Source organism: Pseudomonas shirazensis (assembly GCF_014268785.2).
Taxonomy (GTDB): domain Bacteria; phylum Pseudomonadota; class Gammaproteobacteria; order Pseudomonadales; family Pseudomonadaceae; genus Aquipseudomonas; species Aquipseudomonas shirazensis.
The window spans coordinates 466,911-480,010 of record NZ_JABWRD020000001.1; the positions used below are offsets into that span (position 1 = coordinate 466,911).

A 13,100-nucleotide genomic window follows, 5' to 3' on the forward strand; every position below is an offset into this window, starting at 1 on the left:
TCTCAGTCCCCTAGTGTAAGCGTGGTTGAGGACTCAGCATGTTCATCCAGTCCGACCTTAGGTAGATAGCTGATATTTAATTTGGCCAGTTTATTTTGGTGAATTTGTGTTTTGAAATGGAGTACTAAACCTTCGGGCACAAGGTGGCATCGAGGAATGGTGTAAGTCATTAGAGGCTCGTTGTCAGGTGTAAATAGATAAAGCTCTGCGGTCCAGCTGCTAACGCCAAGAACAAAGCCGCGAAGCAACACAGTAAATTCGACGGTGGCTTTGCTTTGCTCAACTTCGTTGTAAACTATTGCTGTCCAGTTAGGCGATGCCCATGTGTTATTGTCTGAAATTCTACTGTCTAGACCCTTCAGGCCGAAGCGCTCGGCATCATGTGAGGATAATAAGGCTGGCGAGTAGGAGGCGAGATGCCAAGATCTTATTTCCTCGGCTAGATTGTTGTAAGTGGGTAATTTTTTTTCAACATCTAGCGTTACGCCTTTTCTTATCTCGCCGTCATTGCGTCTGTTTCCAAAAACGCATCTGGCTGCCCAAAGCTCAATGGGATTGTGGATTCGTTCGGCTGATTTTGCATGAAGGTAGAGGCCGCCAGCTAAAATTGCTGCTCCGAGCAGAACGACGCCAGCTGCCGCCACCCCGAAGAATGGAATTATTACGGTTGGTCCCGCGATTGCTAAACTACCTTCCAGCATAAGTATCGACCCGATTGCAGTGCCGGCTCCACCGAAAAAAGTATATGTTGATGCTGTATGGTCACCATTTGAATCTTGCCTGATGGACTTCTGGTAGTCGGAATAAAAGCTGGTGATTATGGCTGGATACCCAGAGGCTCGAGCAAACAAGTTGCTTCCTAAAAACCTTGCGAGACCATTACCAAAAAGTAGGCCAGGAGCTGTATATCCAAATTTAAGCATCAGCGATTTGTAAACTGCTCTTGCGGTTGTCAATGTCGCTGCTGTGGTCGCTATCAGCCCAAGAATAGAACTGGCGAGCGCTGCTGTGTATTCAGGTGCATCATTTTTTTGAACGCTTTTGTAAGCGGAGTTAAGGCTGATTATGTTGAACAATAACATTCCGGAATTTAAGCCCGTGCTTACGCCGTTCAGAGCCAGCCCGGAAAACGTCGGCTTCAACCTATTTTCTACTGTCATTTCCAATGTCACCACCCGGTTGCCCGTGATGCGCAAATTCTTTACTTCTTCTACCTCAGCCATCCCACTTTTAAGATATCGCTCTACTTCCTGGCTGAATGGACTTTCCTTAAGGAACTGGTCGGTAATTTGATACCGGGCTGCTAGCAGTCCCAACGCTTTCTCAGCGTTAGCCTCGGACGCCGCCAGGAGCACCTGTTTGCGAAGGTTGTTACTGGCGTCCCAGCGGGTCTTGCCGTCCATGCGCTTGAGTACTGTGGTCATGACCGACTGTGCAGTCAGGTCAGTAATACTGGCCATCGCCGGGAAACGCCCTGCCAGTCCTTGGATTACATTGTCACTGCCCCCTAACAAGCTCCCGACAGAGTCAGCTTTGTCCTTGAACGGATTAAACGGCGCCAGCGCCACATACAGCGGGCTGTCATGTTGGTCGAGCCACTGTTCCAATCGCTTGAAGCGCCGATCTTCGTCCTCCGTGCCGAGCGCGGGTTGGCCCATGGGGTGGATCAGCAGGGCGAGGGACATCTCCAGGCCACGGGCGGAGGTGAGGTTATCGCGGTCGTAACTGGCCAGTGCTGCGGCGAGGCTGGTGGGGTCTTCAATGTGCTGTTTTTCAGCTGTGCCGAGCCAGATGTCGTGGTCGTTGCTGGCTTGCAGGGCTTGTTTGCGCAGCACGGTAATACGCTTTTCCAGCTCATCGCGCTCGGCCAGAAATTTATGGTACTTGTCCGTATCAATCCGCAAGCCGAGCCGTGCGCCGTGCTCCGAATAGGACTTGTGGGTCAGCGCGCGGTAGCGTGCTTCAGCGGGAGTTGGCCAGGGGCGGCCATCTGGCATGCTCAGCGCGCGCGCTGCTGCATCTATTGAGCGTCGAGGTTTTGCTGGATACATGCTGACCAGCGTCTTGTCGAGCAGCATCGCCACCAGGTTGCGGTGGTGGAAGTCGCGGCTCTGTGGGCTCAGGCGTTCGGTATCCAACCGAAAGCACTTGGGCACGCAGGCCTGCTCGGAATTCGGCTCAGGCTCATGGGGGTACAGTTGCTCGGACGGAATCAGGTCGCGCATTTGGTGCTGATAGGCCGAAACCGACAGGCTCAGGTCCAGGGCCATGCCTTCTGCGTCATTGAGCGCAACCACCGCCGGAATCTTCGGCTGGGTATATGGGTACTGGCGGAGCATTGCGCCGAGGGTGCCCATCGGCAGGGTTTCCTTTATCGGGTGGCTGCTCCAGGTCAACGACATGCGCCGGTCTTCGGGCTTGAAGTCTTCTACCCATTCCTTCAGCGCGCTGACGGGCAGTACGTGCGGCTGAGTCGAGGGCTGCTTGCTGCCGGCGACCAGTTCAGCGGTGTCCAGCAAACGCATATGCCGCTGGCGCAGGGCCGCAGATTGGCAGATGCGGGCGGTCATGGCGTTGGTCCATAGGTGCGGGCTGTAAGCGATCCAGACTTCTTTGCCGGCTTCGGCACTGGTGTCGGCCCAAACCCAGCCCAAGGTACGGCTGCCCATATAGCGGTTACGACGGTGGTAGCAATCGAGGCCGCGATAGCGCAGTTCCTGATAGTGGCCGTCGCCGTCGTATTCGTGGATGACCAGCTTTTCGCGTTTCGTCCCCTTCATGAACACATACACATAGCCCGGGCGCAGAGCACGCAGGGTGTAGGCGGAGTGCTGCAGCGGGGTAAAGCCTTGTTCGAGGTTGAAACCGGACTCCGCATAGCGACATGCTGGCGCATCGGCGGGCCGCGGGACGATGGCGTAACGCACCGGCAGGATGGGCACGCGGCCGCTGCAGGTAGGGCCTGAGGACGCACGGGTGACAGCGGGGTCAGTCATGGTGGGGCTCCTTGTTCAGGACCAGCGCCTGCATCTGCCGAAGGCGGGCTTCGGGTGACTCTTCGAGGTTGGTGTAAATAGCGGTTGCCTGTTGATTGCTCATCAGCCACATGTGCGCAGCCACAAGCAGGACAAACTGGCCTGCCACCGTTTCGTTGGCGAAATTGAGGTCTCTGAGTTGCGGCAGCAGCGCCTCGATCCACGGCCTTATTTCACTGAGGCTGCGCGTGGTGTACTGCGGCATGGCGATGATCTTGTGGGCGAGGCTGAGGACAAAATGGTCGTGCAGGCCCCACGCCAGCTTGTGCACTTCAGCCTGTTCCAGCATCAACATCGGCTCGACTCTGAGCCGCGCAACTGTCGGGCTGCGTTCAAGCTGTCGCCATTCGAAGGCGGGGCCCCAGTTGATCCGCCAGCCCAAGCGAGCCATCGGCCCTAGCCAGGCCTCGCGGTTATCTGGCGCCAATGCATCCAGCCAGGCGTCGAGGTGGTTGGGATCAAGCGAGTGGTTGTTGATTTCCGCGCCGCGAATGCCGAACTGGATCATGCTGCTGAAGTGGTCAGCAAGTTCGACGAGGGGCAGGTCTGAGTCGATCGCGATGGCCGCGTCGACCGGCATCCATTCGGCAACGGCGTGCTCCAGCAACTCGGGTGCCTGGGAAATGTCGACCAGTAGCGGCCCAAACTCGTGCTCATCGTCCAGCGCCGTGCGCTTCCATATCCACGTGTGCGGGGGGCGATTGGTCACCTCGTCGACCAGCTCCAGCACCGACGGGGCGTAGGCGGGCAGAAACCGGGAATCCTGAGCAGCCGGGCGATAAGCCAGGTCCTCAAGTGTGTTGGTCATCAGCAGCAGGTAGCGAAAGTGCTCGCTGGTCGGTGGCCCTTCGGCTACGTATCGGGAGGGGAAGACAGTCATGAGCTTCTGCCCCCCAGGCACCTGCAGTCGGGCAGCGAACAGCTGCCGTCAGGTTGGCGTCCGCAGCTGTTATCCAGGGGTTCGCCGCTGAGGGGCGCGCTGGCGATCGAGAACGAGTTGCCTGCGCCTTGTGGCGTTTTCAGCAGTTGGCCATTGATGCGGATAGTCGGCGTGTCCAGAGTGATGCCGTTGTTGTCGATGCGGATCGATCCGCCCGGGCCCTTGATCACCACGGCATCAGCTGCCTGCAGGTCATACACAGCGGTGCGACGGCGAATCTCCGCTTTCGCCAACAGTTCTGCATGACCTTCGACCTGCACCTCCTGATTGCCGCCAATACGGGTGTGATGGTTGACGGTAATTTCATCATGGCGGTGGTTGCCGATTGACTCGACACGGTCTTTGCCGATCTTGATCGTCTGGTTGCGGCCGATGGTGACGAACGCGTCCTGGCCGATCGAGAGCTGTTCATCGTTGCCTACGGTTTCGCGGCGGTCGTGGCCGATACTGATGGTCTCGTCGTGTTCGACCTGCTCTTCACGGTCGTTGCCAACGAAGGTGGTTTCGTCGTGCTTGACGATGTTGTTCTGGTCTTTCTCGGCATGAATGAATACCTCCTGCCGGCCCAGTTCGTCCTCGAAGCGCAGCTCGTTGAAGCCCGGCCCTTTGTGGGTCTGACTCTTGATGGTCATGCGCGTCTTGTGTTGTGGCAGGTCATAGGGCGGCAGTTGGTTGCCGCAGTAGGTGCGGCCGGTGATCATCGGCTGGTCAGGGTCACCGTTGACGTACTGGATGATCACGTCCTGGCCGATCCGCGGGATGGCCATCGAGCCCCAGCTGCCACCGGCCCAGCCCTGCGACACACGCACCCAGCAGGAGCTGAACTCGTTGTCGCGGCTTTCTCGGTCCCAGGGGAAGCTGACCTTGACCCGGCCCCATTCATCGCAATAGATCTCTTCGCCCGGCGGGCCAACCACGGTGGCCATGTGCGGGCCGTCGACGCGGGGCCGCTGCAGGGGTTTGGGTCGCCACTCACTCATGCCTGGAACCAGCACCGCGCTCTGTTGGTAGTGAGTGCCGTGCTCGGCTTCGGCGGCTTCTTCCTGCAGGCAGGTGAACTGCTTGCCCTCGTGGTGAATGCTGATCACCCGCCAGTGAACGTTGAGGTCCTGGCGCTCGTGTTCGATCAGTTTGAAGCACAGGCCCGGCTGCAGGCGCACATCGTCGCCGTTGACCTCTGCCAGGCAGGCGTCGTGGCGCAGGCCGGTCATGCGGGTTTGCGTGAAGGGCTTGCCAGCCACATCGCGCTTGTAGCGGCCGGGGTAGTCGAAGCACTCGTAGTCGCTGGACTGATGCCCGGCTTTGCTGGCTGCCGAGTGCTGCTGGCGATAGGCCGGATTGGTGAAGGAGTAGTCACGCTGCACCTGGCGTGCAGTGCGTACTTGTTCGCTATAGCTGAACCGGCGCAAGCAGGGTATCGCCTGGTCGCCACCGCCGCTGGGTTGGTACAGCACAGTGTCGGCAGCGAGCGGTTCCGGCGCGGTGTAGCGAGCGTCAGCGTCTTCGTGCTTGATCGCACCACGGCTAATCAAACCGAGCGATAACAGGCGGTCCGTGAGCAGCAGTTTGTGCTGCTTGGCGCTGTGTTCGAAGCTGTAGACGAAGCCTTCTTCTGCGGCCAGGCGAGCGATGAAATCAAGGTCGCTCTCGCCGGCCTGAACACAGAATTCACGCACCTGATGATCAAAGCTGGTGCCGATGTCGAACTGGGTGATGCCTTGTCGCTGGAGCATCAGTTGCAGAATTTGCGGCACGGTTTTTTGCTGGAAGATGCGCCAGTTCGAGCGTAACCGCGCGCGGGCCAGTTGCGGTTCGACCAGGGCTCGATAGCGGGTCCGGTGAAAGCCACTTTCGTCCTGGCTGAAGCTGCTGACCAATCCGTGCACGTAGCGCACCGGCTGCTGGCCGCGCCAGACGGTGAACAACACGGGTTTGTCGAGCAATTTGCCGAAGTCGACGTCATGACTGAAGCTGATCAGTTCCAGGTGAAGAGCGAAGGGCGTGCTCAAGGCTTCGTCGAGGGTGAACGAGACCACTTCGAAGCTGGCGCCACCCGCGAGCAGTGGCTGGAAGCTGTAGCGCAGATCAGATTGGCTAGCCATATGAAATCCTTGTCTGCCGTCCGAGGGGGTGATGCCCCAGTCCAGGCGCGCTGGGCTGGGGCAATGCAGCTAGGTCAGACGATCGGCTTGCGCCAGTCGTCGGCACCTTCGGTGCCGGCAGTGGTATGGGTCCAGGTGATCTTGCGATACGCCATCGAGACCTCGATCAGCTGGGTGAAGTCGGCGTTCTCCTTGTCTTGGGCGTGAGGCATGACGGTGTTGATGTTGACGATCGTCGCGTCCTCGAGCTTGGTGGTGAAGAAGTGCTCCTGCTTGCCCTCGACCGAGGTGCGGTACCAGTTGACTTCGACGGTGGGCAGCATCTCGCCGCTGGCCAGTGCCTGGTACATCAGTGGCGTGGCCTTGTTCAGCGAACTGGTGAACATGAACGGTTTGTGCACACGCTGGCCGGACGGCTGGCCGCTTTGCGGGTCGGTCGGCACGGTCACCTGGTGCTTGATTTCCTGCACCAGGATTTCGTCTTCGTGGCCCTCGACGTAGACATTGCCGACCGAGTCGGAGGTAAAGGCACCGGCGGTGATGTTGCCTTGGGTCTGGCCTTCGATCTTGATGTAAGCGGGTGTTGGCATGGCAGAATCTCCTGCATCCATGTGGATAAAACACGTCTTCCTGAGGGGACGTGGCCATCGGAAGCGATGGGCTTGCTAACGAAACCGAGGCTTCGCTAAACGGATTGAGTCGGTTGGGTTCGATTGGCTTGGGCTATTGCTGCAGGATCCCGCCGAGCGAGTTGAGCACCTCGTTGGTGATCACGTGCAAGCGGTAGCTGTACAGCCCATAAACCGCAGCCATCACGGTCGAGCACAGCAGTAGCGGGCTCCACCATGGCCATTGCCGGTTCATGCGGTAATTGCGTGGGGCGACGTTGCTCAGCGGCTGGCAAAGCTGCTCAGGCACAGGCCCGCGCAGTTCGCGGATGGCGCTGTAGAGTTTGTTGATCAGCGTCTGCAGGGCGTCGTCGCCCTTGGGCGCGATGGCGTACTTGCCCTTGAGGCCAAGGCACAGGCACAGGTACATGAACTCGAGCACGTGTTGGTAGCGCTTGGGTTCCTGCATCATCCGCGACAGCACGGTGAAGAACTTCTCGCCGCCCCAGGTCTCGTGGTGGAAGATGCTCAGCAGTGGCTCGTGGCTCCAGCGGCACTTCTTGCCCCACGACCGGCTCATCACGGCTTCGTCCAGATGCAGGCACAGCGCGTAGGAGTAGGCCAGCAGATGGGCGGGCTCGTAGGCGTGCTGGCGCATCTCCTCGAGGATATTGCTGACTTGCGTCTGCACCTGGGTGTGGACTTCATCGATGTTGTCCATCTGGTCCACACTGCGCAGACGCATCACCAGGCCCAGCAGCGGCATCGCTGCGTCGACCATGGGATTGGCGAAGCCTCCACGCAGCTGAAATGCTGGATCGGCTGCGTAATGCTTGCTGACAGCGGCAGTGTCAGGCTGTTCTACAGGCACTGGGTTGGTGTGTTCAGCATCAGGTGCTGTACCGAGCTTCGCATCGCCAAAGGTCATCTCATTCGCTCCTGATCGCCCAAAATTGCATCTCCAGGCCCGGGAACTCACCGGCTATGTGAAAACCAAAGCCGTTGCTTTCCTGCATGGTCGCCCACGCTGCGTTACGCCGGTCCAGTTCGAAGTAGCAGAAACCGGCATGGAAGGGTAGGTCGCGAGGGGCCACCGGCAGCGGTAGCAGCGGGATACCCGGCAGTTGCAGCGGCACCAGGTCGTTGAGTGCTTCCAGCGAGGTGACCTTGGCTTTCTGGATGAACTGCTGGCGCAGGGTTTCTGGCGGCAGGCTGGCGCGGACCGCCAGAATGAACTCGGCCTGGTCGATCAGGCGCCGATCATCCAGGGTTGTTGTCAGCACACCATATTCATGGGCATGTAGCGGCAGGGAGATGGCGCGGGGTTGCAGCACCGTGCTCAGAACCCGACGCAGGGTATCTTCCAGCAGCTTGAACGATGGCCGCAGGGCGCTGTGCTGATACGCCGGGTAGTCTTGCGGCAGCCTGCTTTCGTCGGTAAAGGTCACCAGCTCGCCACAGGCCTGGCTCATGCTCAGGTAAAGCTGCTCGGGGTGGACATGCTGCTGGCGTGACAGATGCTGGAAGCACGGCCACCAGCGGTTCATGGCTTGCAGCAGATTGAAATCGCGAATGTCGGCGATACCCGACTGGCCGCCTGCGCCGATCCGTGCCGCGAGATTGCGGGCGCGTTCACGCAGGGTGTTGCTGATCTCGTCTAAATACCGTTGCAGTGCCGGCACCGCACGTACCGAAACGCAGATCGGATAGAAATTCTCGTCCAGTTTCAATGCGCCGTTCGGGCTTTTCTCGAGAATCCGCGCCAAGGCCAGGCGGCTATAGCCGTTGCGGTCCTCGCTGTTGCGCTTGATCTGCAGATTGGGCACTGCTAGCTCGACCTGGACCAGATCACCATCTGCGGTGTGGGTGTCTTTGATTTCCTCGGCGTGCGCGGTGTACCGAAAGTTGGCGGCATCGTCGGGCCAGCTCACTTCGCGGCCACCTTCGGTGCGCAGCGGCAGGCACAGGTAGATCTCGCCGTTTTGCGATGCGTCGTCGTCGATTTCCAGCGGTGGCGGCGGTGGCAGGTCAGCGGGGATATCGAACACTGTCCCGTCCGGCATGATGCCGCGGGCTCGGGTGATGGCCACCTTGCCCAGGCTCAGGTATTCATCGTTGAGCTGCAGTTCGCTGAAGCCAAAAAAACCGGGGTTCAGGCTGCTCAGGCGCTGATGAAACGCAGCCTCGCTGGCGCGTGCTGCCTGCTGGAAGTGCTGCGGTTTGACGAACAGCCCTTCGGGCCAGAGAACGGGATTACGTGAGCTCATGGGTGCTCCGGATCGAGAAGTTAAAAGGCAGGGCGCAGGTGCAGGAGAGACTAATCAGTCTTCCTCCTTGAGCACGATCTGCGTGTCATTGAGCAGCACCGAGAGCACGACCTGACGACCCCGTGGGGTGATGCGCAGTACCTGCCCCCAGGTCGCGTCGTTCTGCTCGCGGTAGTCGCCGATCACGGCGATAAAGCGGGTGTCGGCGTGAATCGGTTCGAAAGGTATGAACTTGAACTGCCCTGGCGCGAGCACGTAGTCGTCATCGCGTATATAGGTGCTGCGCAGCACCTTGGCCGGGTCTTCATCCAGCAGCTGATACACGCTGTTGCGCAGCAGCGAGTCATCGCGCAGCTGCAGAATCTTGATCGCAATAGGCGTGGCAATCGGTTCAGCCGTTACCTCGGTGGCTCTGGGCAAGGTCAGCACTACTGCCGGGTCGTCATAGCTGCCGAGAGTGCTGTCGTCAGCCGCAAAGGCCAGGCTGCCACTCTGGCTTTGCTCGCTTAGCGCTTGCGGATATTGCTGCTGAAGGTAGTCGAACAAGCTGCCGACTTTTTCCACCAGCGCCTGCGGATCCTGCGCGGTCAGGCTGATGGCATAGGGGCTTGGTGGAAGCGCGCTTTCCTGCTCGGCGTAAGTGGGTGCGCTGTTGGGGTTGCCGTTGAGGGTAGGGCTGGCGTTGATGCTGAAGGCGACCTGAGTGGGATGATCCTCAGGCGGTCCGATCGGCAATGAGTGATCCAGCGCCACCTGGCTCATTCTGCTCAATGAGGTGCATCCGGCCAGGCCAAGCAGTGCCAGCAACAGAATGGTGATGGGCGAATGGCGTTTCATGCTTGCTCTCCGGCGATAAGGCGCTGTAACGCGTCGGCGTTTGCTGGCGGTGTATCCAGCAACGCGTCCAGCGCGGCCAGGGGGTCATGGCCGAGCGGCCGGTCGAACGCGGTGTAGATATCGACGGTGCCTTGTTGCGCTGAAACTTCGATCTGCCAAGGATCCGCCGGAGCGTCGGCGATCAGGGCGTCGAGCAGTCGCTGGCCAGGTGCGAACAGCTCCTCGAGGGACTGCTCATCGGCTGGGTGCTGCTGGCAATACACATGGACGCGATAGCTGCCGATGTGCAGCCGGTCGCCTTGTTGCAGGCGCACGGGTGAGCGCTCGCCGAGGCTTCGCGGGGTCTCATTGAGGTAGGTCTGGTTGCACAGGTCGACGGCGCAGAAGCTGCCCTCGATCCAGCGAATTTCGCAGTGCAGCGGCTGGATACGCTGTGCGCGGTCCCATAGCAGCCAGTCGGCTGGTCCGCTGCCGATGCTGCCGCCGTTACGATCGAATCGATGGCGGGCGATTACGCCGTGTTCGAGCCGGTCGATATTGCCGATTACCAGGTCCAGGGTGTTCATGCGCGCCCCCTGATGCGGACCACTGGGCTGCTTTTGCCATGCTTGTCATCGACGAAACTGGTCCAGCCCAGGTGCGCACCCTGGCTGCGGTGTAGGCAGAACGGAGACAGCGCGTGCTGTTTCAGCCGCAGCTCAAGGTCGTAGGCCAGGCCGTCGCGCAGGAGAAAGTCGATCAAGGCGCGCAGGCGACCGAAATTGACTCCACTTGGCAGCAACTGGCGCAGCTGGGCCTGGTCGAGGTCGCTGATCAGGATGGTGAACTTGCTGCTGCGGGTGCGAGTACGGTTACCGACCATGAAGGTACTGCCCAGGCAACCGTTGGCCCGGCCAAGGCTGACCGTCTGCCTGATAGCGGTAGGCACCGACCGGCTCTCGAATTCACGGATCTGCACACTGCTCAAGTCGAAGCAGTGGGCGATGATGCCTGCTACGGTCCCGGGCGCACGGCTGCGGCTGGCGATTACGCCAGCAAAGCTGAGCAGGCGACTCCACGGCAGCTCGGTATCGCCACGCAACTGCTTGTTGTCCAGGCCAATCAAGGCGAAGACATACTGCGAAAAGCCGTCAGTGGCGCCCGCCTGGAAGCGAATGTAATAGCGGTACTTGCGCCAGATACGGTGCAGCAGGCTGAGCAGGTAATGATTGAAAAAGTCGAAGAAGGCCGGGCGCACGCCGATGTCGTGGGCATGGTCGTAGGCAATCTGCTCGAGGTAATAGGTTGGCAGTGGCGAGTCAGTACCGTGCAGGCCCATAAAGGTGGTACAGACGCTGTAGCGCTCGGCCTGATCGGAAAATCGCTCTGCCTTGAATACGTCTGACAGGGGAAAGGTCAACCGCGGATCGCAGCCAAGCCTCACCCGCAGCCGTGTCGCTTCGTCTGGCCAGCGCGGCTCGAGGTCGTCGCCGTGCAGGCCGTGCAAACGCTCCAGCAACTGGAAAAAGTTGTACTGGTGCGCCTGGGCGAGCAGAGCTTCGGCTAGATCAGCGGTTGTCTGCCGGTCAGCAGTGGCCATGTGTAGTGCTCATTGTTGGTGGTATTGATCACTTCCAACTGGTGGAAGGAATTGATGCTGGCGTACAGGGCGAAGAACTGAGAGAGCACACAACTGAACAGGTACAGGTCGCCCTCGCAGGAGAAGGCGTCCTGGTTCAGCTTGAGTTGGGTGCGCAGCCCGCGGATCGGCTGGCCTTTGATCAGCCAGTCCAGCGGCGCCGTCTGCACATCGCATATACCGTCCAGGCGCTTGCGCGTGGCGCGCGCTTGCTGGATGTCATGCAAGGCGGCGAAGTCGTAGGCGCCGATGACTGCCTTGAGCGGTTCGGCCGATAGCAACGACAGGTAGTTGAGCGAGAGGTTGGAGATCAATGCCCATTGCAGGTCGCCGTCCAGCACCGGTCGATAGGGGCGGGTAGGTCGGCAGATGTTGCGGTAGCTGGCCAGCGGTGGCGTGATCTCGGTGATCACATCAATGTCGCCGATCCCCAGTGCCAGCGGCAGGTCTCGATTGGTGCAGGTGAGATCGATCGAGGCGGTTTCGAGTTGTTCGATGTAGGCGGTGGCATCCCCGCGTACAAAAGCGATGCGCTGAATCACGCCATTGCCGCGCAGCGAGTTCTCGATTTCGCAGTGGTAATAGAGCGCCGTGCGCCCTTGCACGTGCTCGATCTCGTGGGCAAATGATTCGAAGGGCCGGAACGTGCGCAGCGTCTCACCCGGCGTACCTTCGCCCGTGGTGCGCGTGCTGACGACCCGGTCGACGCTGAAAATCTCGTAGGCGTCGGCGCGATTGCCGTTGGGTTGCAGTTCTACCTGGGCGTCGCGCCCCGACAAGTCGATAGGCTCGGCGCTGTGCTTGAACAGGTTGACTGCAGGGGTGCAGAACAGGCCGAAGTCGTCTTTGCCCACACGGATCGAGCTGGGCAGCTGGCGGGTAAAGTGAAACTCCAGCCGTACACGTTTGCTGCTGTGGCCAGGCCAGAGCTTGGCGAGCCCCGTCAGGCTGAAAAAGTGGAAGCGCTGCGGGCAGACGAAGTACTCCTGCAGGATGCGATAGCCGTCGAACACATTTTGCGGATAGGGCAGCAGCGCTTCATCAGGGCTGAAACCAGGGAACACGATGCTGCTGGCCGGCAGGCGGCGCACTTCGCCATCGATACTCACGCTGATATGTTTGAGGTACTGCGCCAACCACAGGTAAAGGGTCTGCGCGCAGCGATCCTCGCCGCTCAGATGAAAGTCCAGGCGTTCGCAGTCGAGCGTGTTCAGCGGGCGATCAACCAATGTCTGCAGGTCGATACGCACGCTGGAGTTGTCCAGGGTCTGGGTCGCGTCGACGTCGTTGATGGCGAAGGGGTGTAGTTGTACCTCGGTGCAGGTGCGAAATTCGCAGGCGACCCCATCTACCTCTCTGGAAAAAAGCCTCGCACCCTTGGCTACCCTTTGTGACTGGGTCAGCGATTGCGGCTGCGGGGTAAATTGCACAATGGTGGCGCTGGGCAATGGCCGCAGGTAGTTAGGCCACAACAGCTGCAGCATCGGGTGGGTCAGTTCCGGCATGTCGTCTTCGAGCTTGAGCCGCAGCTTGGCGGTCAGAAAGGCGAAGCCTTCCAGCAGGCGCTCGACATCCGGGTCACTGCTGTCCTTGCCGAGAAATCGGCTGAGCTGCGGGTTGTCTCGGGCGAAATCGGTGCCGAGTTCGCGCAGGTAGCGCAGCTCTTCGCTGAAACGGTCTTTTAACGACATGG

General features: G+C 59.8%; 10 protein-coding genes. All 10 read right to left on the reverse strand.

What is annotated here, in order from left to right:
- Positions 1-2: 2 nt before the first annotated feature.
- Positions 3-2,996 carry a T6SS effector BTH_I2691 family protein gene (locus tag HU736_RS02030; RefSeq protein WP_186699655.1) on the reverse strand — a complete coding sequence of 998 codons (2,994 nt, stop codon included), beginning with the start codon at positions 2,994-2,996 and terminating at the stop codon, positions 3-5.
- Positions 2,989-3,915 (reverse strand): DUF4123 domain-containing protein, encoded by a 927-nt coding sequence (locus HU736_RS02035; RefSeq protein ID WP_225912959.1) that lies wholly within the window; start codon positions 3,913-3,915, stop codon positions 2,989-2,991. The genes HU736_RS02030 and HU736_RS02035 overlap by 8 nt, the downstream gene beginning before the upstream one ends.
- Positions 3,912-6,077 (reverse strand): type VI secretion system Vgr family protein, encoded by a 2,166-nt coding sequence (locus tag HU736_RS02040; protein ID WP_186699658.1) that lies wholly within the window; start codon positions 6,075-6,077, stop codon positions 3,912-3,914. Before HU736_RS02040 ends, HU736_RS02035 begins: the two co-directional genes overlap by 4 nt.
- Positions 6,078-6,151: 74 nt before the next feature.
- Positions 6,152-6,667 carry an Hcp family type VI secretion system effector gene (locus tag HU736_RS02045; protein WP_103436934.1) on the reverse strand — a complete coding sequence of 172 codons (516 nt, stop codon included), beginning with the start codon at positions 6,665-6,667 and terminating at the stop codon, positions 6,152-6,154.
- Between the two features lie 133 nt (positions 6,668-6,800).
- A complete protein-coding gene (gene icmH, locus HU736_RS02050; protein WP_186699660.1) occupies positions 6,801-7,613 on the reverse strand; it encodes a type IVB secretion system protein IcmH/DotU in 813 nt (270 codons plus the stop codon).
- A 1-nt stretch (position 7,614) separates the two neighbouring features.
- Complete coding sequence (tssK, locus tag HU736_RS02055; RefSeq protein WP_186699662.1) at positions 7,615-8,952, reverse strand: type VI secretion system baseplate subunit TssK; 1,338 nt, start codon at positions 8,950-8,952, stop codon at positions 7,615-7,617.
- Between the two features lie 54 nt (positions 8,953-9,006).
- On the reverse strand, positions 9,007-9,789 hold the full coding sequence (tssJ, locus tag HU736_RS02060) for a type VI secretion system lipoprotein TssJ (RefSeq protein ID WP_186699664.1): 783 nt from the start codon (positions 9,787-9,789) through the stop codon (positions 9,007-9,009).
- On the reverse strand, positions 9,786-10,355 hold the full coding sequence (locus HU736_RS02065; RefSeq protein ID WP_186699666.1) for an FHA domain-containing protein: 570 nt from the start codon (positions 10,353-10,355) through the stop codon (positions 9,786-9,788). The genes tssJ and HU736_RS02065 overlap by 4 nt, the downstream gene beginning before the upstream one ends.
- On the reverse strand, positions 10,352-11,368 hold the full coding sequence (gene tssG, locus HU736_RS02070; protein ID WP_186699668.1) for a type VI secretion system baseplate subunit TssG: 1,017 nt from the start codon (positions 11,366-11,368) through the stop codon (positions 10,352-10,354). The genes HU736_RS02065 and tssG overlap by 4 nt, the downstream gene beginning before the upstream one ends.
- Positions 11,332-13,098, reverse strand: coding sequence for a type VI secretion system baseplate subunit TssF (gene tssF / locus HU736_RS02075; protein WP_186699670.1), 1,767 nt, complete (start codon positions 13,096-13,098; stop codon positions 11,332-11,334). Before tssF ends, tssG begins: the two co-directional genes overlap by 37 nt.
- Positions 13,099-13,100: the final 2 nt, after the last annotated feature.

Excerpts from the sequence above, each read along its gene's own strand:
- tssG (WP_186699668.1), bottom strand. The coding sequence starts at position 11,368 with ATGGCCACTGCTGACCGGCAGACAACCGCTGATCTAGCCGAAGCTCTG.
- HU736_RS02045 (WP_103436934.1), bottom strand. The coding sequence starts at position 6,667 with ATGCCAACACCCGCTTACATCAAGATCGAAGGCCAGACCCAAGGCAAC.
- HU736_RS02030 (WP_186699655.1), bottom strand. The coding sequence starts at position 2,996 with ATGACTGACCCCGCTGTCACCCGTGCGTCCTCAGGCCCTACCTGCAGC.
- icmH (WP_186699660.1), bottom strand. The coding sequence starts at position 7,613 with ATGACCTTTGGCGATGCGAAGCTCGGTACAGCACCTGATGCTGAACAC.
- tssK (WP_186699662.1), bottom strand. The coding sequence starts at position 8,952 with ATGAGCTCACGTAATCCCGTTCTCTGGCCCGAAGGGCTGTTCGTCAAA.
- tssF (WP_186699670.1), bottom strand. The coding sequence starts at position 13,098 with ATGTCGTTAAAAGACCGTTTCAGCGAAGAGCTGCGCTACCTGCGCGAA.
- HU736_RS02065 (WP_186699666.1), bottom strand. The coding sequence starts at position 10,355 with ATGAACACCCTGGACCTGGTAATCGGCAATATCGACCGGCTCGAACAC.
- HU736_RS02035 (WP_225912959.1), bottom strand. The coding sequence starts at position 3,915 with ATGACTGTCTTCCCCTCCCGATACGTAGCCGAAGGGCCACCGACCAGC.
- tssJ (WP_186699664.1), bottom strand. The coding sequence starts at position 9,789 with ATGAAACGCCATTCGCCCATCACCATTCTGTTGCTGGCACTGCTTGGC.
- HU736_RS02040 (WP_186699658.1), bottom strand. The coding sequence starts at position 6,077 with ATGGCTAGCCAATCTGATCTGCGCTACAGCTTCCAGCCACTGCTCGCG.